The sequence below is a fragment of the Martelella mediterranea genome, assembly GCF_021021415.1.
Taxonomy (GTDB): domain Bacteria; phylum Pseudomonadota; class Alphaproteobacteria; order Rhizobiales; family Rhizobiaceae; genus Martelella; species Martelella mediterranea_C.
The window spans coordinates 25,301-44,637 of sequence record NZ_JAINWJ010000032.1 but is presented as its reverse complement, the minus strand read 5'-3'; the positions used below and the strand labels follow the sequence as shown (position 1 = coordinate 44,637).

Annotated in this window: 18 protein-coding genes; 5 read left to right on the top strand and 13 right to left on the bottom strand. The window is 63.9% G+C overall.

Going from position 1 to position 19,337, the window contains the following annotated elements; all coding sequences use genetic code 11:
* The first annotated feature begins 87 nt into the window (after nucleotides 1-87).
* The 3 genes from K7H91_RS17540 to K7H91_RS17530 all read left to right on the top strand — a co-directional run bounded on the left by K7H91_RS17540 (nucleotide 88) and on the right by K7H91_RS17530 (nucleotide 4,252).
* On the top strand, nucleotides 88-1,035 hold the full coding sequence (locus K7H91_RS17540; protein ID WP_230721524.1) for a LysR family transcriptional regulator: 948 nt from the start codon (nucleotides 88-90) through the stop codon (nucleotides 1,033-1,035).
* Nucleotides 1,036-1,190: 155 nt separating this feature from the next.
* Nucleotides 1,191-1,733 carry a biliverdin-producing heme oxygenase gene (locus K7H91_RS17535; protein WP_230721523.1) on the top strand — a complete coding sequence of 181 codons (543 nt, stop codon included), beginning with the start codon at nucleotides 1,191-1,193 and terminating at the stop codon, nucleotides 1,731-1,733.
* Nucleotides 1,730-4,252 carry an HWE histidine kinase domain-containing protein gene (locus K7H91_RS17530; protein ID WP_230721522.1) on the top strand — a complete coding sequence of 841 codons (2,523 nt, stop codon included), beginning with the start codon at nucleotides 1,730-1,732 and terminating at the stop codon, nucleotides 4,250-4,252. Before K7H91_RS17535 ends, K7H91_RS17530 begins: the two co-directional genes overlap by 4 nt.
* Nucleotides 4,253-4,269: 17 nt before the next feature.
* On the opposite strand, the gene K7H91_RS17525 is transcribed toward K7H91_RS17530, so the two are convergent.
* Genes K7H91_RS17525 through K7H91_RS17515 form a run of 3 tightly spaced genes read right to left on the bottom strand, consistent with a single transcriptional unit; the run spans nucleotide 4,270 to nucleotide 5,932 of the window.
* Complete coding sequence (locus K7H91_RS17525; protein ID WP_230721521.1) at nucleotides 4,270-4,632, bottom strand: helix-turn-helix domain-containing protein; 363 nt, start codon at nucleotides 4,630-4,632, stop codon at nucleotides 4,270-4,272.
* A complete protein-coding gene (locus K7H91_RS17520; protein ID WP_230721520.1) occupies nucleotides 4,629-5,186 on the bottom strand; it encodes a Smr/MutS family protein in 558 nt (185 codons plus the stop codon). The genes K7H91_RS17525 and K7H91_RS17520 overlap by 4 nt, the downstream gene beginning before the upstream one ends.
* Nucleotides 5,187-5,230: 44 nt before the next feature.
* Complete coding sequence (locus tag K7H91_RS17515; RefSeq protein ID WP_230721519.1) at nucleotides 5,231-5,932, bottom strand: Tim44/TimA family putative adaptor protein; 702 nt, start codon at nucleotides 5,930-5,932, stop codon at nucleotides 5,231-5,233.
* Nucleotides 5,933-6,104: 172 nt separating this feature from the next.
* On the opposite strand from K7H91_RS17515, the gene K7H91_RS17510 reads away from it, so the two are divergent.
* Both K7H91_RS17510 and secB read left to right on the top strand, forming a co-directional pair.
* A complete protein-coding gene (locus tag K7H91_RS17510; RefSeq protein ID WP_230721518.1) occupies nucleotides 6,105-6,629 on the top strand; it encodes an FxsA family protein in 525 nt (174 codons plus the stop codon).
* Between the two features lie 105 nt (nucleotides 6,630-6,734).
* Nucleotides 6,735-7,220: a protein-export chaperone SecB gene (gene secB, locus K7H91_RS17505; protein WP_230721517.1), complete on the top strand. Its 486-nt coding sequence runs from the start codon at nucleotides 6,735-6,737 to the stop codon at nucleotides 7,218-7,220.
* A gap of 101 nt (nucleotides 7,221-7,321) precedes the next feature.
* Here the strand turns inward: secB and K7H91_RS17500 are convergent, their stop codons facing one another.
* The 10 genes from K7H91_RS17500 to betA form a co-directional block, all read right to left on the bottom strand.
* On the bottom strand, nucleotides 7,322-8,758 hold the full coding sequence (locus tag K7H91_RS17500; protein ID WP_230721516.1) for an aldehyde dehydrogenase family protein: 1,437 nt from the start codon (nucleotides 8,756-8,758) through the stop codon (nucleotides 7,322-7,324).
* 28 nt (nucleotides 8,759-8,786) lie between these two features.
* Nucleotides 8,787-9,857, bottom strand: coding sequence for an ABC transporter ATP-binding protein (locus tag K7H91_RS17495; protein WP_230721515.1), 1,071 nt, complete (start codon nucleotides 9,855-9,857; stop codon nucleotides 8,787-8,789).
* 42 nt (nucleotides 9,858-9,899) lie between these two features.
* On the bottom strand, nucleotides 9,900-10,607 hold the full coding sequence (locus K7H91_RS17490; protein WP_230721514.1) for a GntR family transcriptional regulator: 708 nt from the start codon (nucleotides 10,605-10,607) through the stop codon (nucleotides 9,900-9,902).
* Nucleotides 10,608-10,645: 38 nt separating this feature from the next.
* Nucleotides 10,646-11,500: a carbohydrate ABC transporter permease gene (locus K7H91_RS17485; RefSeq protein WP_230721513.1), complete on the bottom strand. Its 855-nt coding sequence runs from the start codon at nucleotides 11,498-11,500 to the stop codon at nucleotides 10,646-10,648.
* On the bottom strand, nucleotides 11,497-12,438 hold the full coding sequence (locus K7H91_RS17480; RefSeq protein ID WP_230721512.1) for a carbohydrate ABC transporter permease: 942 nt from the start codon (nucleotides 12,436-12,438) through the stop codon (nucleotides 11,497-11,499). Before K7H91_RS17480 ends, K7H91_RS17485 begins: the two co-directional genes overlap by 4 nt.
* An 84-nt stretch (nucleotides 12,439-12,522) precedes the next feature.
* Complete coding sequence (locus K7H91_RS17475) at nucleotides 12,523-12,987, bottom strand: hypothetical protein (protein WP_230721511.1); 465 nt, start codon at nucleotides 12,985-12,987, stop codon at nucleotides 12,523-12,525.
* 7 nt (nucleotides 12,988-12,994) lie between these two features.
* The gene (locus tag K7H91_RS17470; protein WP_230721510.1) at nucleotides 12,995-14,593 is read right to left on the bottom strand and encodes a GMC family oxidoreductase; all 1,599 of its coding nucleotides are present in this window, start codon (nucleotides 14,591-14,593) and stop codon (nucleotides 12,995-12,997) included.
* Nucleotides 14,594-14,624: 31 nt separating this feature from the next.
* Nucleotides 14,625-15,851 (bottom strand): mandelate racemase/muconate lactonizing enzyme family protein, encoded by a 1,227-nt coding sequence (locus K7H91_RS17465; protein ID WP_419197493.1) that lies wholly within the window; start codon nucleotides 15,849-15,851, stop codon nucleotides 14,625-14,627.
* Between the two features lie 177 nt (nucleotides 15,852-16,028).
* Nucleotides 16,029-17,375: an ABC transporter substrate-binding protein gene (locus K7H91_RS17460; RefSeq protein ID WP_230721555.1), complete on the bottom strand. Its 1,347-nt coding sequence runs from the start codon at nucleotides 17,373-17,375 to the stop codon at nucleotides 16,029-16,031.
* Nucleotides 17,376-17,589: 214 nt separating this feature from the next.
* Complete coding sequence (gene betA / locus K7H91_RS17455) at nucleotides 17,590-19,269, bottom strand: choline dehydrogenase (RefSeq protein WP_230721508.1); 1,680 nt, start codon at nucleotides 19,267-19,269, stop codon at nucleotides 17,590-17,592.
* Nucleotides 19,270-19,337: the final 68 nt, after the last annotated feature.

Genomic DNA, 19,337 nt, shown 5'->3' with positions numbered 1-19,337 from the left:
CCTGCCGTCACTCTCCTCGGTTGCACTATTTGCCGATTTAGCCAAAAGAAATAGTAGAAACTTTCTTCAATATGATAAGTTGTGCTTATGGCTAGTGCATCACACCGACTCGATGGCCTGCGTTTCAGGCATCTGCGCCTCCTCGAACTGATCGACGAGCATCGCTCCCTGCGCGCCGTCGGTCAGGTCCTCAACCGGACCCAGCCCGCCGTTTCGCAAATGGTGAAGGATCTGGAATATGCCTTCGGCGTCGAGCTGGTGGCGCGGTCGGTGCGCGGCGTCGAGCTGACGCCTGCCGGTCGCGTCGCCCTGGAACGAGCCCGTTCGGGCCTCTCCTCCCTCGACCATCTCATGGCCGAACTGAAGACCAGCCCCTCGCCGATCGTCAGGATCGGCGCCAATCCGGCGCTGAACTTCAACCTCCTGCCTGCGGCGCTCAAAATTCTCGATGCCGAAAGGAGCGCCGTCCGCTACCGCATATCGGTCGGCGTCGTCGGCGATGTGTTGCGCGAGCTCTGGGACGGCCGGCTCGACTGCTATGTCGGGAGGATCGACTGGAACCATATCCCGAAAAAGGTGGTGCCGGTGTTGCGCCACGACCCACTGACGCGCTCCGATCTTGTGATTGCCTGTTCGAAGAACCATCCGCTGGCGGGACGAACCGATATCGACATCGCCGAACTGGCAGCGTGGCCGTGGTTGCTGCCGCCCGAAGAGAGCAATAATCGCGTCGAGCTCGAAACGGAACTGCGCAACCACGGCGTGATCCTTCCACAGCCGATGCTGGAGCTCAACGCCGGCCCTGGTTCGCTGCTCACGCTGACCCATGAAATGCAGGTGCTGACGCTCACGCCCCGTTTCATGCTCGAAAGCCGGCTCGCCGGCGGCGAGGTCGTTGCGCTCGATATTCCCGGTTGCACGCTGCCGCAGATTCAGGTCGGCTTCCTTACGCTCGCCGAACACGAAACCATGGCCTCCGTCAGGGCCTTCCGCGAGGCCCTGCGTCAGGCCGCCAGGGCGCTTACGGGCGAATAGAGCCGGCCCTGAAAACCCGCCAATAGCGACCCGTTTTAATCTGGTTTAAAGCCCGCCCCTGCCTGTCTCCCTCATAATCGCAAACGTCTGGCGCGGCCCGCATTATTCGTCTAAAGGTCACGTTTCCCGTATATTAAATTCTTCTAAAGTGGCGAATGGAACTGCTTGCCGAACTGCGAAACAATACCAGCGACCTGCATCAGCGCCTCGATCGCGCGGTCAGCCGCACCCCGTTCGCCTCGCCCGAAGGCTATCAGCGTTTCCTGCTGATGCATGCCCGCGTGCTGCCTCAAGCCGAGCGCTGGCTTGCCGCCCAGCCGCTCTATGCGACGCTTCCCGGCGACAGGCTGCGCACGGCGGCGCTCGCCCGCGATCTTGAGGCGCTCGCGCTTTCAATGCCGGCAGGCGCTTGCGTTGCGGGCAACAGCAGCTCGGTCGCGGGTCTGGCCTATGTGCTGGAAGGCTCGCGGCTTGGCGCGCGTTATCTGCTTGGCCAGTTGGCGAAGGCCGGCGCGTCCTATCCCGTCGCCTTCCTGCGCCATGGCGAGGGCGAGAATCACTGGACGTCTTTTCGGGCCTGGCTTGCCGCCCAACCCGCCAACCAAAGCGCCGTCGCAACGGCCGTAACGTCAGCCAGGGCGCTTTTCGATGCCTATCTGGAGGCCGTTTGCCATCTTGAAGGAGAACAGGCGCAATGAACGACCGGGTCGATCTGACCAATTGCGATCGCGAGCCGATCCATCTTCTCGGCCGCGTGCAGGAATTCGGCTTTCTGGTCGCCGTCGCGCCCGACTGGACGATCTCGCATGTCTCCGAAAACATCGGCAATTTTCTCGCCGTCGCGGCAGCGCCGTTGCTTGGCCGGCAGGCAGAGGCGCTGTTGCCGGCGGAGACGATCCACACCATCCGCAACCGCCTGCAATTCCTCAACCCGCATCGCGGCGTCGAGGTGATCTATGACCTCAGCATCGCCGGTTCCGAGAGCCGGTTCGACGCCTCGGTGCACCGGTTCGAGGACACCATCATCATCGAGTTCGAGCCCGCCACCCCGGTGGAGGGTGCTGCCACCGACATGGCCAATGTGCGCAACGCCATCGACCGCATGGCCGAGCTTCCGTCCTTCGCCGCAGTTTACAGCCACACCGTCCGTTTCGTGAAGCTGATCACCGGTTTCGACCGGGTGATGCTCTACAAGTTCGGCGCGGATGATACCGGCGAAGTGGTGGCGGAAGCCAAAAGGCACGATCTCGAACCATTCCTGAACCTGCGTTATCCGGCCACCGACATTCCCAAACAGGCGCGCGCGCTCTATGTCGAAAACCCGATCCGGCTGATCGCCTCGGTCGCCGACGAGGGCGCGCCGATCCTTGCCCTTGACGGCGAGGTGCTGGACCTTTCGGGAAGCCGGCTCAGAAGCGTGTCGACCATCCATCTCGAATATCTGCGCAACATGAATGTCGGCGCCTCGATGTCGATCTCGGTGATCGTCAACGGCGCGCTGTGGGGGCTGATCGCCTGCCACCACGGCAAGACCCATGTGCCCTCGATGCGCCTTCGAAACGCCGCGCTGCTGTTCGGCCACATGCTGTCTCTGATCCTGCAGACCCGGCTTTCAGCCGAAGAGCGCGCCAATGACGAGGTGGTGCACCGGCTGACGACGCATATTTCCCGCACGCTTTCGAAAGACGCCACCACGCCGGAACTGCTGCATTCTTCCGCCGAATCCTTCGCCGACATTCTCAAGGCCGATGGCTACGCCGTGGTGCAGGAGGAGAGGGTCGTGACCGGCGGCGACGCGCCGGAGCCGGCCAATATCCTCGCGCTCTGCGACCATCTGAACGCGCTGCCCGGCAACGCCGTCTACGCCAATCACGAGATCGGCACATTCATGCCAGACGCGGAGCGCCTTGTCGAAAAGGCGGCCGGCGTGCTGTCGATCCCGATCTCGCGCTCGCCGCGCGACTATCTGCTGTTCTTCCGGGCCGAACTGGTGCAGCAGGTCAACTGGGCCGGCAATCCGGAAAAGCCGGTGAGCTACGGCCCGAACGGCGCCCGGCTGACGCCGCGCAAGAGTTTCGAGACCTGGCAAACGACGGTGCGCGGCCAGAGCGCGCCGTGGTCCGCCGCCGATATCCGCGCCGCCTCGCAATTGCGGATCATGCTGCTGGAAGTCGTGCTGCGGCTGACGGAGGAGGCCGGGCGCGAGCGCAAGCTTGCCAATGAGAAGCAGGAACTGCTGATCGCCGAACTCAACCACCGGGTCCGCAACATTCTGGGCCTGGTGCGCGGCCTGATATCGCAGACCAGCGTCGGCGCGATCTCCACCAGCGAACTGGTCGCCAAGCTCGATGGCCGGGTGCAGACGCTGGCGCGCGCCCACGACCAGATCACGCGCCACCACTGGGCCCCGGCCGCGCTGACGGAACTGATCGAGGCGGAGGCAGAAAGCTACCTCCTCGACAGAAAGACGCGGCTGGAAACCACCGGCCCCAACGTGCTTCTGACGTCGAAAGCCTATACCGCGATGGCGCTGGTGATCCACGAGATGATGACCAACTCCGCCAAATACGGCGCGCTGTCATCGGCGCGCGGCACGGTCAGGGTCGACTGGAGCCTCGGCCCGGACGAAAGTCTCCAGATCGACTGGCGCGAGATCGGCGGACCGCCGGTGAAAGCGCCAAAACGCCGGGGCTTCGGTTCGACGATCATTGAGCGCACCATACCGTTCGAGCTTTCCGGCCGGGCCGATATTTCCTATCGTCTGGAAGGCGTGACGGCCGCGTTCTGGCTGCCAGCCGAACATGTGGTTGCCGAGGAGCCGGAACCGGCGCCCGCCGCCGTTGAACAGGTCTCCGCGCCGAGCGCCTTCACGCCGCCGAAATCGGTTTTAGTGGTCGAGGACAATCTGATGATTGCGCTGGATGCCGAGATGATCTTCGAAAGGCTCGGCAGTCTGGAGACCGTTATCGCGCCGACGGTGGAAGCCGCGGTGGGCATGCTTGACCGGCGTGACAGCCCCTTCGACTTCGGCCTTCTCGACATCAATCTCGGCAACGAGACCAGCTTCGAGGTGGCGCGCCGGCTGCAACGGGATGGCGTGCCCTTCGTGTTCGCCTCCGGCTATGGCGACAGCCTGACGCTTCCCGAAGGCCTCGAGGATATCCGCATCCTGTCCAAGCCCTACGACAAGGACATGATCAGGGGGCTGTTCGGTTAATCGAGACCGGCAACGCCTCAGCGTTTCAGGCGCTTTTGAAGAACGGCTTCCAGTTCCGCCACTGCATCCTCATCCAGCCGGCCGATACTGCGCGACAGATGGTTGGCGAAGGCGGTGTGGGCGGAGGGCAGGCCGATCGTGTCGATCACGACGCGCGGATCGGACTGATCGGCGATTTCGAAGAACGCCTCGGCATCGTCCCAGATGATGTGGAAATAGCCGGCGACCCGCTGCAGGAAATCGAAGCTCGGCTTGCCGCGCCGTCCGTGCTCGAGCGCGGATAGATAGGCGGGCGAAACGCCGATCGCCTCGGCCATCTGCTTTTGCGTCACGCCGCGCTGTGCCCGCAATGCGCGCACGGCATCGCCGAAGGGGGTCATGCCGCCCCTCCCTTCCGACGGGCAAGACGCACATAAAGCGCGCCTTCGCCGCCATGCTGGCGGGCGGCGGTCTCATAGGAGGAAATCAGCGGCCGAAAATCCGGTAGCGAGAACCACAGCGGCACGGTGCGCTTCAGCACGCCATCGCTGCCAAGCGACGCGCCCTTGCCGGTGATCACCAGGATATGGCGATGGCCGCGCTCATGGGCGCGGCGCAGAAAGGAGAGTAGCAGCGCATGGGCCTCGTCCTGAAACAGGCCGTGAAGATCGATGCGGGCATCGATGCCGATGCGCCCGCTGGCGAGCTTTCTCTTCACCGGCCGCTCCAGCGGATGGTGGCGCGGTTCCTTTGGCTGCCGGAGCGCAAGCGGCGAGACGCCGGCGCGCGGCGGTTCGGCCTTTATGGGTGCGGGCGCCTTCGGGCTCATCATTTCCGCGAAACTCTCGGCGGCCGCCTCGGGCCTTTCCGCCTTGCGGCCGGGAAGCGGCCGCGCCGTGCGGGCCACCTTGTTCCACAATTCGCGTTCCTCGGACGAGAGCTTGCGCCGGCTCATCAGTCGAACTCCCGTCAGGCGGCAGGCGCCGCCGGATCAATCGCCTATTCGGAGGCCGTGGCGATCAGCTTCCAGTTCGGATCGCGCGCCTTGGTGTCGCGGGCGAAGGTCCAGAGATCCCGGATTTCCGCGATTTCCTCGGGGTCGCCGTCGACCACCTCGCCATCCCGGCCATAGGTGGCGGAGATCATCTGGCTGACAATACGGAGCGTGATCCGGGCTTCGGTCTTTTCGACCTCGGCCTCGGTAATCTCCGCCTTTTCGATGCCGACGAAATTCGCCCTGACGGTCTCACCCTTGGCCTCGCGCTCGCTGATGGCGGCGTTGAAGCCATCATAGACTTCCTTCGACAAAAGATTCTTGAGGCTGCGGCGATCGCCTTCGGCAAAGGCCATCACGATCATCTCGTAGGCCGAGCGCGCGCCCTTGAGGAAGGCGTCGGGATCGAATTGCGGATCGGCCGCGGCAATCGCCTGGAGGCCGGAATTGACGTCGCTTCCCGCTGGCGCGATCCTGTCGATCGCGGCCTTGCGTGCGGCTTCCTGTTCTTTCTCGACGCCCGGCAGCGTGATCACTTTGCCCTCGCCGCGCGCCGCCTCCGACGCATCGGCGCGCGAACGCACGGGCGTCTGCTCGTAGCGCGGCTTTTCATTGCCGGTGCGGCGGCCGAGAACGTTGCGAAGCTGGAAGAAAATCACCACAGCCGCAATCAGGAAGAAGAGGGTTATCAGATCGCTTGTGCCCATTTCGTCGTACCCGCGGCTTTCCTTGTTGTTTTCCTATCCCCATATAGACTTCACAGGGCCATGATTCAAATGTAACACATCGGATTATCAAGCGCATTTCCCATGGGCCGCGAAAAGGGAAAGAAAGCCAGAAAAAACAAGCTGGAAAAGACAAGCCAGACAGGAAAACGACTTGCCGCTTCTTATTGCCATCATTCTCTACCCGTTCATTGAAATCGCGGGCTTCATCATCGTCGGTCGCGCGATCGGCCTGTTTCCGACGCTCGGCCTGATCATGCTGACCGCCGTGATCGGCGCGATCCTGTTGCGCATCCAGGGTTTCAGCGTTTTGCAGAGGCTCAACCAGGATGTCCGCGACGGCGGCAATCCGGGCCGCGACCTCGTCCATGGCGGCATGATCGTGCTCGCCGGCATCCTGCTGCTGATCCCCGGTTTCGTCAGCGATATCTGCGGTTTCCTGCTGTTTGTCCCGCCGTTTCGCGATTTCGTGTGGAAGCGGATGAGCCGCAACATGGTGGTGGTTTCCGAGCGCTCCGCCGGGTTCAGCTACACGACGCGCGAGCCACCCCGCCGCGAAGGTCCGCGCGAGGGGCCGAAAGTGGTCGATCTCGATGCCGATGATTTCTCCCACGATCCGGATCCGAACTCGCCCTGGGCGGGCAAGGACAAGCCCGACGACAACGACAAGCCCAAATAGGCTGAAATGCAGGCCTTCACGGCCCGAACCGCCGGCACGAAGGGTTGTACGCCCGCCGGCGAGATGCTAATTCGCACACAACGACATTACTCGAAAGGACGCGCAATGGCCGAGGAAAACGGAGCGGCGGAGAAGAAGCCGAGCCCTGCACTGAGCATTCTCACCCAGTACATCAAGGATCTTTCCTTTGAAAATCCGGGAGCTCCCGCCTCGCTGCAGAAGCGCGACGGCCAGCCGGCAATCAATATCTCGGTCAATGTCAACGCCAATCCGCTCGGCGACGACACCTACGACGTGCTGCTGTCGCTGAAGGCGGAAGCCAAGTCGAACGACAAGCCTATGTTTCTGTGCGAACTGGTCTATGGCGGCGTGTTCCGCGTGGCCGACTTCCCGAAGGAGCATGTGCTGCCGATGCTGTTCATCGAATGCCCGCGTCTGCTGTTCCCCTTCGCCCGCCAGATCGTCGCCGACGCCACCCGCAATGGCGGCTTCCCGCCGCTGCTGGTCGACCCGATCGACTTCGCGCAGATGTTCCAGAAGCGCATGGCCGAGGAACAGGCCCGCGCCAAGGTGCAGCAGCCGGCCAACTGAGCCGCGCAGGTTTTTCCGAATTGAAAAACCCGGTCGCGAGGCCGGGTTTTTTGTTGGGTACGCTCCTTGGCGGCGATGGTGGCCGAGGAGCGTCGGCCCGGCTACGACGACCAGCCCGAGACCGATTTCACGGTCATGTATTCCTCCAGCCCCCAGATGCCGCCCTCGCGCGCGCCGCCCGAATGGCCGACGCCGCCAAAGGGCGAGCCGGCGCCGCGCGGCTGGCCATTCATCTCGACCATGCCGGAGCGCAGGCGTCGCGCCAGCCGGTTGCGCCGCGCGCCATCGCCGCTCTGGACATAATTGGTGAGGCCGTAGCGCGTGTCGTTTGCGATCGCCACCGCCTCGTCCTCATCGGAAAAGGGAATGATGCTGAGAACGGGGCCGAAAATCTCCTCGCGCGCGATGGTCATTTCGTTGTCGACATCGGTGAACACCGTCGGCTGGACGAAATAGCCGCGGTTAAAGCCGGCCGGCAGGCCGGTCCCGCCCGCCACCAGCCGCGCGCCCTCGCGAATGCCGGTCTCGATCAGGTCCTGGATCTTGTCGAACTGTCCCTTTGAGATCACCGGTCCCATATGCTTCCCCTCTGCCGATGAGGGGCCGACCGCGATGGCGTTGGCCGCCGCGCGCGCCTTGTCCACGGCGGTCTCGTAGACCGAACGCTCGACCAGCATACGGGTCGGGGCGTTGCAGTTCTGGCCGCTGTTGATGAAGCATTGCCGGACGCCGCGCGCGACGGCATCCTCATCGGCATCGGCGAAGATGAGGTTGGCGCCCTTGCCGCCCAGTTCCAGCGCGACGCGTTTGAAACTGTCGGCTGCGCCGCGCATGATGCTGGCTCCTGCGCGCGTCGACCCGGTAAAGCTAATCATGGCGACATCGGGATGTTCGACGAGCCGCGCGCCGGCGGTCGCGCCGTCGCCCTGAACGAGATTGAAGACGCCGGCGGGCGCGCCCGCCTCGTGAATGATCTCGGCCAGCAGGTTGGATGACAGCGGCGCGAGCTCCGACGGCTTCAGCACCATGGTGCAGCCGGCAAGAAGCGCCGGTATGACCTTCAGCGCGACCTGGCTCATCGGCCAGTTCCACGGCGTGATCAGGCCGACGACGCCGATCGGCTGCATCAGGATGCGATCGTCCGGCGCATGCGGCCCGAGCGGCCTTACGAAATCGAAATGCTCCATGGCGGTGAGAAAACTGGTCATGTGGCGCAGGCCGGCCGCCGCCTGTCGGGTGCGGGCAAGCTCGATCGGCGCACCCATTTCCTGAGAGATGACGCGCGCCATCTCTTCGACGCGGCCGGCATAGATGTCGTGGATGCGCCTGACGAGCGCGATCCGGGCTTCGGGATCGCTCTCCGCCCATGCCGGCAAGGCGCGTTTGGCGGCCATCACCGCGGCATCAACCTCGTCTGTTCCGGCAAGCGCGATCGTGCCGAAGGGCTGTTCGGTGGTGGCGTCCACCAGCGTGTGGCTTGCTGTCGAAGTCACTGGCGTCCAGCGACCGTCGATATAGAAATTGCTGAGTTCAAGCATGGATCTCGCTCCCTTTCTTTTCGTGCGGTCAAACCGGATCTTCCAGCGCCAGTTCCGGCACCGGGGCGGCGTCGAAGAAATGTATCGCATCCGGCGCGACCTGAAGATGGATCGTATCGCCCGGCTCCGCATCCGTGCGTCCGCGCACCAGGATGCGGATCACCTCGTCGGCAAGCCGGGCCGTGATCTGGGTTTCCGAACCCGTCGGCTCGACAATCGTGACGATCGCCGGCCAGCCGCTTTCGGCAAGCACGAAATGCTCGGGCCGGACGCCGACGGTGACGCGCTGCCGGGCCTTCGGATCGGCGGCGGGCAGCGGCAATATCCGCCCGTCGGCAAGCTTCAACCCGTTCCTGGCGACGATATCGCCCTGCAGGAAGTTCATCGGCGGCGAGCCGATGAAGGCCGCGACGAACAGGCTGGCCGGCTTGTCATAGAGTTCGAGCGGCGGGCCTTCCTGCTCGATCACGCCGCCGTTCAGAACGACGACCCGATCGGCAAGCGTCATCGCCTCGATCTGGTCGTGGGTCACGTAAATGGTCGTGGTCTTCAGCCGCTGATGCAGCTCCTTGATCTCGGAGCGCATCTGCACGCGGAGCTTGGCATCGAGATTGGAGAGCGGCTCGTCGAACAGGAAGACATTGGGATCGCGCACGATGGCGCGGCCCATGGCGACGCGCTGGCGCTGGCCGCCGGACAATTGCCGCGGCTTGCGGTCCAGCAGGGGCTCAAGCCCGAGAATGCGCGCGGCATCGCCGACGCGCCGCTCGATCTCCGCTTTCGGCACACGCCGCTGTTTCAGCGCGAAGCCCATATTGTCGCGGACATTCTTGTGCGGATAGAGCGCGTAGTTCTGGAATACCATGGCGATGTCGCGATCCTTCGGCGCGACATGGTTGACCACGCGGTCGCCGATCACGATGTCGCCGCCGGTAATGCCTTCAAGGCCGGCGATCATTCTGAGCAGGGTCGATTTTCCGCACCCGGAGGGACCGACCAGCGCGACGAATTCGCCATCCTCGATATCGATCGAGACGCCGTGCAGCACCTCGACGGCACCGTAGGATTTGCGCACATTGCGGATTTGAACCGTACCCATTCCAAAACTCCTCCCTTTACCGCCCCTTCCGGCACGGCTGATTTATGGCGCGGACGCGCGGCGGCCTTCCGACCGTCGGTTCACACCCTTGGCCGGCGCGGCCTCGATCAGGTCGATCAGGAAATCGCCGGTGTTCTTTTCGTGCTGATTCACCAGCGCGGACGCAGCGGTGAAATCGCCCTCGCGCAGCCGGTCGCGGATGGCCTTATGCTCCTCCAGGGCATCGGCGAGCCGCCCCGGCTGCGGCGGAATGCCGTGGCGCTGCGCCGACATCAGCCCGTGCATGTTCTCAAGCAGCCTGCGGCACCAGGGCGATTCCGGATTGTCGCAGAGCAGCAGGTGAAACTCGTAGTTCTTGGCCCCGAACAGGTCGAAATCCTCGGCTTCCAGCGCCGTGGCCGAGATCGCGATATTCTCGTCGATCTTCGCCAGCCGGTCGGCGTTGAAGTTTCCAGCGCCGAGTTCGACCGCGAGCCCGCAGATCAGACCGCGCAAGGCGCTGATCTCGCGGATCTGCTCGGCGCGCAGGCCCTGCACCACGGCGCCGATATGGTTCTGCACCTCCAGCCAACCATCGGAGGCGAGGCTGCGGATCGCCTCGCGGATCGGCGTCTCGCTGATGCCGAGCGCGAGCGACACTTCCCGCGTTGTGATCCTGTCGCCCGGCCCGACCGTTCCGGAAAGCACCATCTCCTGGATATGCTGCCGGGCATGTTCGGCCTTGGTCATGTAGGTCTTGGGGTGGTCCATGGTTTCCGTCCAGTTCCGGTTTTGAGGCTCCGGCGCAATTATCCCTTGGTCGCGCCGTCCGCCAAGCCCTTGATCAACCACTTCTGCACCAGAAGGGCGAAGATCACCACCGGAACGACGGTGATCGTGCCGACGGCGGTGAGCGCGCCCCAGTTCGCGCCGTTGACGGTGTCGCCCGCAATGCCGGCGATCGCCACCGGTATGGTCGAGGCGTTGCGGTTGGTGAGCACGAGCGCGAACAGCAGTTCCTCCCAGGCGAGGATCATGCTGAAGATCAGGGTCGACAGCAGGCCGGGCAGCGAGATCGGCAGGATGATCTTGAAGAAGGCGCCATAGCGCGAGCATCCGTCGATCATGGCGGATTCCTCAAGCTCCTTCGGCAGGGAGAGGAAAAAGCTGCGCATCAGCCACATCACATAGGGGATCAGGAAGGTGCTGTAGGCGAGGATCAGGGTGATGTGCTTGTCGGTCAGGCCGAACTTGCGCGCGACCAGGAACATCGGCACCGCCAGCGCGATCGGCGGCACGCCGCGCGACAGCAGGATCAGCAGCCCGATCGTGCCGGCCCCGCGCAGCCGGATGCGGGCGAGCGCGTAACCCGCCATGGTGCCGACCACGATCGACAGCAGCCCGGAGCCGGTGGCGACGATGACGGTGTTGATCAGCCGCCGGACGATATCAGCCCGCGCGATATATTCGGTGTAGGTCGCAAGCGTCGGCGTGAAGAAGAAGGTCGGCGGATTGGTGAAGATGTCCACCTGCTGCTTGAACGAGGTCAGCACCATCCAGTAGATCGGAAACAGGAAGAACAGGCTGACGATGATGGCGGCGGCGATCCGCAGCCTGTGCCCGAAGGCGCTTGCGGGCGCTGACGATGGGACGGGGGCGCTCAAAACAGTTCCTCCAGTTTGCGGCTGCCGCGGAGGAAGATGCCGGTCAGAACCATGGTCAGGATCAGCACGATGACGGCCATTGCCGCGGATTCGGCAAAGCGCAGCGAGCGGAACGCCTCCTCGTAGATGAACAGGTTGATCACATTGGTGGCCTTGCCCGGCCCGCCATAGGTGGCGGCCAGCACGATGTCGAACATCTTCACCGCGCCGAGCCAGCGGATGACGAAGGTGGCCGCGATCACCGGCACCAGAAGCGGCACGGCGACGGACCAGAGCGTGGACCACCAGCCGGCGCCGTCGATCTTGGCGGCCTCGAACACATCCTTCGGCAGGGCAAGCAGCGCGGCGGTGGCGATCAGCACGATGAACGGGGTCCAGCGCCATGTGTCGATGATGATGATCGAGGCCATCGCCAATCGCGCATCGCCGAACCAGTCGAGCGGGCCGAGGCCGACAAGGCCGAGCCAGTAATTGGCGATGCCCCAGAGCGGATCGAGGATCATCCGCCACATGCCGCCGGCGACCACGGGGGCGACCACCATGGGAATGATGAACAGCGCGCGCAATATGCCCCGGCCCCACCATTCGGCATTGATCAGATAGGCGATGCCGAAGCCGAGCACGACCTGCAGTGGCAGGGCGATCACCAGATAGATCAGCGTGACCTTCAGCGATTCCCAGAACCGGTAGTCGCCGATCACCTCGCGGTAATTCTCCCAGCCGACCCATTGATCGGCGCTGAAGCTCGCAAGATCGAAGGAGGAAAAGCTGATCTCGATCGTGTAGAAGATCGGATAGGCGAGCATGACGATCAGCACCAGCATGCTCGGCATCAGGAACGACCAGCGGCTCAGAAGGTCGGCCAGCGCATGCCGCCGGGCATGGCGCGCTGCCTCGCCGCCTGCGGCATCGCGGCGCGATACGGTCTCTGTCGTCATCCCGGTCTCCTCCCTCATGCTTCCTCGTCCTCTCCGCCCCTTATCTGTCGGGGCCTTTCTCGCGGTCGGCGCGGCGCGCTTCGTTCAGGGCGCACGCCAGATCGGGCCGCGCGCCCGCACGGGATCAAGCAGCGACAAGTCCCCTTCCTCGACCGCATAGCCTTCCGGAAACGGCGGACGGACCTCTATGCCGATCGACGCCATGACCCGGTCATCGCGATAATAGCAACGCGCAGTGACGGCCTCTATCACGCCGGCAAGCGCCGGCTCATCGGCGCGGAATTCCCGCAGGATCGTGGCCTGCTCCTCGCGCGAAAGCGCCGCGAAGCCTGCTCCGGCGCGCGTCTCGACCGCTGCGAGCGCCTCGGCGAGCGCCTGCCGGTCGCGGCCGACCGAGCGTAGGATATCGGCATAGATCGCCGGATCATCGGCGCCGGGCACGCCGTGGCGCGCGCTTGCCGGGATCATGTGCCCGACGATTGCGAACAAGATCTTTTCGTTATCTTCGAAGGGCGGCGGTTCCGCCCGGTCTGTCATCGTCTGTGTCATGGCCGGTTCAATCGAAAAGCTCGTAGAGGCGGGTCTTGATCTGATCGGCGACATAGAGCGCCACCGCCTGGATCGTCGAGGTCGGGTTGACCCCGCCGGAGGTGACGAAAACACTGCCGTCGACGATGAACAGGTTCTTCACATCGTGGCTGCGGCCCCATTCATTGACGACGGAGCGCTCGGGGTCCGTGCCCATGCGGGCGGTCCCCATCAGATGCCAGCCGGCATAGGGCAGCGGCACGCGGGTGGTGATATCGCGCGCGCCGGCGGCCTTCAGGATTTCGACGCCGCGTTCCACCGAATGGTCGAGCATCAGGCGCGAATTCTCGCTCAGCCGGTAGCTGATCTTCGGCGCGGGAATGCCGTTTGCGTCCTTGAGCTCCGGATCGAGCGTGACGCGATTGTGCTCCTCTGGCAGATCCTCGCAGATCGCCAGCATGCCGGCGCTGTGGCCGAACAGCCGGCGGAAGGCATCGTGATGATCCTCGCCCCAGGGCAGCAGCCCATCCGCCATGCCGGTCATCGCGGTGCGAACCGGGCCCATGCCGCGCGAAAACTGATAGCAATAGCCGCGCACGAAGCCGCGCGCCGCTTCGGTCTCGTAGAACTCATGGCTCCAGATGCAGATCGGCGAGCCGCGATGGCCATCCATCGGCTGGTCGAAATGGCCGCGTATCTGGGCATAGGGGTGGAGCATCAGGTTGCGCCCGACGAGGCCGCTGGAATTGGCGAGACCATGGGGAAAGCGGCCGGAGGCCGAGTTGAGCAACAGGCGCGGCGTGCCGATGCCGTTGCAGGCAAGGATCACGATTTCGGCCGGCTGGAACTGCTCCTTGCCGTCCGCGTCGAAATAATGAGCGCCCGTCGCCATGCCGTCCGGACCGGTTTCGACCCGGCTGACGCGACAGCGCGGCCGTATCTCGACGCGGGCGCGCTGCGCCTCCGGCCAGTAGGTCAGATCGGTCGTGCCCTTGGCGCCCTGGGCGCAGCCGGAGCCGCATTGGCCGAGATTGATGCAGGGCGCCCGGCCCTCATATTCGCGCGTCGCGATCGCCGCATCCGACGGCCACCAGTGCCAGCCGAGATCGTTCATGGCCTTGCCGAGCACCTGACCCGTGCGGCCAAGCGGGATCGGCCCCATGACCTGATCTTTCTCGGGATAGGCCGGATCGCCCGCCAGGCTGGCAACGCCCATCATCCGGTCGTTGAGGGCGAAGAAAGGTTCCAGCGTCTCGTAGTCGATCGGCCAGTCATCGGCGACGCCGTCCAGGCTGCGGACCCTGAAATCGGAGGGGTGGAGCCGGGGATAATGCCCAGCATAGAGGATGGTGCCGCCGCCGACGCCATTGAAATTGGAGATCTTGATCGGCGAATCATCGTCATTGACCGGATAGTCGGCGGCGAGCCGCCGACGGTTGGGGCTGAGGGCGAAGTCCTCCGTCAGGCGCGCTTCCCAGTCCCGCCCGTTGCTGGGGAAGTCGGAGGTGTTCTGCCAGTCTCCCTGATCCAGGCACAGGATATGCATCCTGGTATCGGCCAGGCTCCAGGCCATGGCCGCGCCGGAAGCGCCCGCGCCGATGATCAGGACATCCACTTTCTCATTCATGATCGAAGCCCGGGCCTCCCCTCATCCGCCATTATACCGAAAGCTTCGAGGCTTCGGTGCGCTGCCACATGCCGGCGCCTGGAACCGGCGGATGGTCGGCAAGCGCCGCCTCGATCGGCTCGGTGCCCCAGCCCGGCCTGTCGGGAAGGATGAGATAGCCATCCTGGAATTCCGGCAGGTGGGTGAAGATTTCCGCATCCCAGCCGATCCGGTCGATATCGGTTTCCATGATCGTCAGGTTCGGCACCGCCGCGCAGAAATGCGCGTTCATCATCGTGCAGAGATGGCCGTAGAAATTGTGGCAGGCGACATTGGTCTCGTAGGCTTCCGCTGCGGCGGCGATCTTCATCGACTGCCAGACGCCGTTCCAGGGCGTATCAATGATCGCGACATCGACGGCCTGGGCGCGGAAGAAGGGCAGGAACTGCTGGAGCCCGATCAGGGTCTCGCACGAGGCGATCGGGTGCCGGCTCTGCGAGCGGATATAGGCGAGCGCCTCGGGGTCGAGCGTATCGAGTTCGACCCAGAACAGGTCAAGGTCGTCGATTTCGCGCAGGATTTTCAGATAGCCGTCGGTCTTGGCGTTGAAATTGAGATCGAGCAGCATGTCGATGTCGGGACCGGCCTCGGTGCGCATGACCTCAAGGTGACGGCGAAGGCCCTCAAGCGTCTTGCGCTCGACATTGCGGCCGGTCTCGTAGGGACGGCCGAAGCCGGGCGACCAGGGCTCGATCCTATCCTCGGCGTCGTAGCGGAAGATATTGGTCTTGAGTGCCGAGAATCCCTTTTCGCCGACTTCGCGGGCGATCTGCTTCACGCCCTCGATATCGGTGATGCCGGGCGAGAAGTGCTGGGTGCGGGTGCGATAGGAAACGCAATGCGACCAGTAGACCCGGATCCTGTCGCGCACCTTGCCGCCAAGCAGAACATGGCAGGGCACGTCCAGCGTCTTGGCCTTGATGTCGAGAAGCGCATTTTCGATCGCCCCCAGCGCCTGGCCGACGACGCCGCCGGAGCCGGGCCGCGTGACATTGCGCAAATCCTCGCGGATATGCTCGTGATGCATCGCGCTCTTGCCGATCATGCGCGGCGCGATCTGGTTGATCGCCGCGCCGACGCCGGGCGAGCCGAAATACTCGTCGAACTCGCTCCAGCCGACGATCCCGTCCTCGGTGGTGATCTTCAGGAAATTGTAGTTGCGCCAGGAATTGCTGCAGGACAGCGTCTTGACGTCACTGATTATGGCCTTCGTTGGCATCATGGTCCTCAGTCGGTATGGGCGCGGATATCTCCGACCCAGGCATTCGATGCCGAAAGCATCGACACGATCGCGATTGCGCCGCGTCTCCGCCGGCAAAAGCTGTTGTAAAATTCTGGAAGGTTGGCGGCGGATGCGGGAAGGCCCGCATCCGTCTTGTCTGCCTGGTTGAACGGCCTAGTTCAGCACCCTGGAGATCTTCTTGGAGGCGGTATCGAGCGCCTCTTGCGCGGACGCCTGGCCGGCAAGCGCGCGGGCGACCTCATCGGCGAGCACCTGCTGGGCGGCGTCCGATTTCGGGCTGCGGATGCGCCACATCTTACCCTCTTCGGCAACTTCATAGGCGTTCTGCAGCGTGGCATAGACCGGCGCCAGCCATGGTTCGCTCGGCTCTCCGGAAAGCGTCGACTTGCGGGCCGGGAACGAGCCGACCAGCGCGGCATTGACGCTTTCGCCCTCCTTCGAGGTCAGCCACTGGAGGAAGGCCCAGGCCGCCTCGGGATGTTCCGTCTTGCTGCTGATGCCGGCAATCCAGATGCCGCGATGGGTGCCGGCGCGGACATCGCCGACGGGAAGCACCTGAATGCCGACCTCATCGGTGGTGAGCGTCGTCGACTGCGGGTCGACGGCGGTCGACTTGTAGACGCTGCCCCAGGTGATCATGTTGGCGACCGCGCCCTGGCGGAAGGCCTGGAGCGATTCCGAGAAGCCGTGGCTGAGACCGCCGGGCGGCGCGTAGTCGAGCAGGCGCTTGTGGGTTTCCAGCGAAGCAACGCCGACATCGTCGGCAAATGCGGGATTGCCATCGTCATCGAGCAGGCTGCCGCCATTGGCGTTGAGGATCGACTGCCAGATGGTCGGCGTCAGCGGATCGCGCACGAAATAGGTATCGATCGCCCAGGCATCGACCTTGCCGTCGCCATCGGTATCCTGAACCAACTTCGGCGCATTTTCGAAGAATTGCTCCCAGGTGAGTTCCGGCGTCGGCTCGGGCACACCCGCCTTGTCGTAGAGCGAGCGATTGTAGAACATCAAAAGCATGTTGGAGCGGACCGGGACCGCATACTGGACGCCCTGCCATTCGCCGGCGGCAAGCGGCGCGGCATTGAAGTCGTCCCAGTCGTAATCCGCGTCGGTGATCGCGGCGATCTCATCTCCCTTGAGATCCATCAGCGCGCCGATCGAGGCAAGCTGCGGCACCCACGGATCGTCGGCCAGCAGGATATCATATTCCGGATCGGGACTGGTGGCATCGAGCATCATCTTGGCGAGCAGTTCCGTATAGGGAACGCCATCGATCCGGACCTCGACATTCGGGAACTTCTTGTTGAACTCCGGAACCAGAATGGTCTGCCAGGTGTTGGCGAATGCCTCATTGGCCATGATCTTGATTTCGACCGGGTCACCCGGCGAGCCGAGGCCCTCCTGCGCATCAGCCGCTGCAAGCGGCATTGCCGCCAGCACCAGAGACGTGGCCATCCCCTTGAGCACGCGCCTTCTTGCGGCACCCTTTCCTCCAATCATGCTTTTCACGACTTGCTCCTCCTCCGCGTTGCGTGTTCTATATTCTATAGAATATTGAAATTACGTTCGTCAAGCGCTCGCGGAACGGGTTTTCACGATCGATGAATCGCCGCATCGCGGCGGAACCGGCGCGCAGAGAGGTCCGAGCCGAACGCCCGGGGCGTCAGCGTTCGGATATCATCCATAAAATCAGTAGGTAAGCGGCGGTGCTGGCCTAGCGATCCGACGTTTGCCGGCGCGGGTTCATCCACGGCTCGGCGTTTTCGGGCGCAAGCGGGTGGCGGCCGAGGATGTGGTCGCTGGCTTTTTCGCCGACCATGATTGAGGGTGCGTTGAGATTGCCGTTGGTGATGCGGGGGAAGATCGAACTGTCGGCAACCCGCAGTCCCTCAACGCCGATGACCCGGCATTCGGGATCGACCACCGCCATCGGATCGCTTGCGGCCCCCATCTTCGCCGTGCCGCAGGGGTGGTAGGCGCTTTCGGCGTGCTCGCGGATGAAACCGTCGATCTCGTCGTCGCTCTGGACGTCGGCGCCGGGCTGAATTTCCTTGCCGCGATAGGGATCGAAGGCGGGTTGCGCGAAGATTTCGCGCGTTAGCCGCACACAGCGCCGGAAATCGGCCCAGTCCTTGTCGTGGCTCATATAGTTGAACACGATCTTCGGGTCTTCCGCCGGATCAGCGCTCTTCAGCGTGATTTCACCGCGGGACGGCGAGCGCATCGGCCCGACATGGGCCTGGAAGCCGTGGCCTTCCGCCGCCGCCTTGCCGTCATAGCGCACCGCCATCGGCAGGAAATGATACTGGATATCCGGATAGTCGACGCCGGCCGCCGAGCGCAGGAAGGCGGCGCTTTCGAACTGGTTCGAGGCGCCGATGCCGTTCTTGAAGAACAGCCACTGCGCGCCCGCCAGCGCCTTGCCGAACAGGTTCCAGTGCTTGTAGAGCGTGATCGGCTGGGTGCTCGCCTGCTGGATATAGACCTCCAGATGGTCCTGCAGGTTCTTGCCGACGCCGGGACGATCGGCGACCACCGGGATATCGTGCTCGGCAAGCTCCGCCGCCGGGCCGATGCCGGACAGAAGCAGCAGTTTCGGCGTGTTGATCGATGAGGCGGCGAGGATCACCTCGCGGCGCGCCCTGACCGTTTCAACCCTGCCGCCGCGCTCGATCTCGACGCCGACGGCGCGGCCGTTCTCGATGATCACCTTGCGGGCGAAACAGCGGATGATATCGAGGTTTTCGCGCTTCAGCGCCGGTTTCAGATAGGCGTTCGCCGCCGACCAGCGCCGCCCCTTCCACACCGTCTGCTCCATCGGTCCGAAGCCTTCCTGCTTCTCGCCGTTATAGTCCTCGGTCAGTTCGAAACCGGCCTGACGGCCCGCCTCGACGAAGGCGTGAAACAGCGGGTTCTTGCGCGGCCCGCGGGTAACATGCAGCGGGCCGGCATTGCCGCGCCAGGACGGATCGCCGCCATGGCCGCTGTCATGCCAGTTTTCCATGCGCTTGAAATAGGGCAGCACGTCGGCAAAGCCCCAGCCGGCAGCGCCGGTCTCGGCCCAGTGATCGAAGTCCATCGCGTGGCCGCGCACATAGACCATGCCGTTGATCGAGGACGAGCCGCCGATCACCTTGCCGCGCGGGGTGGCGAGCCGCCGGTTGCCGAGGTTAGGCTCCGGCTCGGAGGCAAAGCCCCAGTCATAGCGCTTCATGTTCATCGGATAGGAAAGGGCTGCCGGCATCTGGATGAACGGTCCGATATCCGTGCCGCCATATTCCAGCACCAGCACCGAATACTTCCCGTCCTCCGACAGACGATAGGCCATGGCCGCGCCCGCGGAACCCGAACCCACGATGACAAAATCTGCTTCAGCCAATTTAGACCCTTTCATTGTCGCGGTGGGCAAGTGTTCTATGAGACGCCGCTTGCGGCCCTTAACCGGCCCCTCGCTAGCCGGCA

Excerpts from the sequence above, each read along its gene's own strand:
- K7H91_RS17540 (WP_230721524.1), top strand. The coding sequence starts at position 88 with ATGGCTAGTGCATCACACCGACTCGATGGCCTGCGTTTCAGGCATCTG.
- K7H91_RS17535 (WP_230721523.1), top strand. The coding sequence starts at position 1,191 with ATGGAACTGCTTGCCGAACTGCGAAACAATACCAGCGACCTGCATCAG.
- K7H91_RS17530 (WP_230721522.1), top strand. The coding sequence starts at position 1,730 with ATGAACGACCGGGTCGATCTGACCAATTGCGATCGCGAGCCGATCCAT.
- K7H91_RS17525 (WP_230721521.1), bottom strand. The coding sequence starts at position 4,632 with ATGACCCCCTTCGGCGATGCCGTGCGCGCATTGCGGGCACAGCGCGGC.
- K7H91_RS17520 (WP_230721520.1), bottom strand. The coding sequence starts at position 5,186 with ATGAGCCGGCGCAAGCTCTCGTCCGAGGAACGCGAATTGTGGAACAAG.
- K7H91_RS17515 (WP_230721519.1), bottom strand. The coding sequence starts at position 5,932 with ATGGGCACAAGCGATCTGATAACCCTCTTCTTCCTGATTGCGGCTGTG.
- secB (WP_230721517.1), top strand. The coding sequence starts at position 6,735 with ATGGCCGAGGAAAACGGAGCGGCGGAGAAGAAGCCGAGCCCTGCACTG.
- K7H91_RS17500 (WP_230721516.1), bottom strand. The coding sequence starts at position 8,758 with ATGCTTGAACTCAGCAATTTCTATATCGACGGTCGCTGGACGCCAGTG.
- K7H91_RS17495 (WP_230721515.1), bottom strand. The coding sequence starts at position 9,857 with ATGGGTACGGTTCAAATCCGCAATGTGCGCAAATCCTACGGTGCCGTC.
- K7H91_RS17490 (WP_230721514.1), bottom strand. The coding sequence starts at position 10,607 with ATGGACCACCCCAAGACCTACATGACCAAGGCCGAACATGCCCGGCAG.
- K7H91_RS17480 (WP_230721512.1), bottom strand. The coding sequence starts at position 12,438 with ATGACGACAGAGACCGTATCGCGCCGCGATGCCGCAGGCGGCGAGGCA.
- K7H91_RS17475 (WP_230721511.1), bottom strand. The coding sequence starts at position 12,987 with ATGACACAGACGATGACAGACCGGGCGGAACCGCCGCCCTTCGAAGAT.
- K7H91_RS17470 (WP_230721510.1), bottom strand. The coding sequence starts at position 14,593 with ATGAATGAGAAAGTGGATGTCCTGATCATCGGCGCGGGCGCTTCCGGC.
- K7H91_RS17465 (WP_419197493.1), bottom strand. The coding sequence starts at position 15,851 with ATGCCAACGAAGGCCATAATCAGTGACGTCAAGACGCTGTCCTGCAGC.
- K7H91_RS17460 (WP_230721555.1), bottom strand. The coding sequence starts at position 17,375 with ATGATTGGAGGAAAGGGTGCCGCAAGAAGGCGCGTGCTCAAGGGGATG.
- betA (WP_230721508.1), bottom strand. The coding sequence starts at position 19,269 with ATGAAAGGGTCTAAATTGGCTGAAGCAGATTTTGTCATCGTGGGTTCG.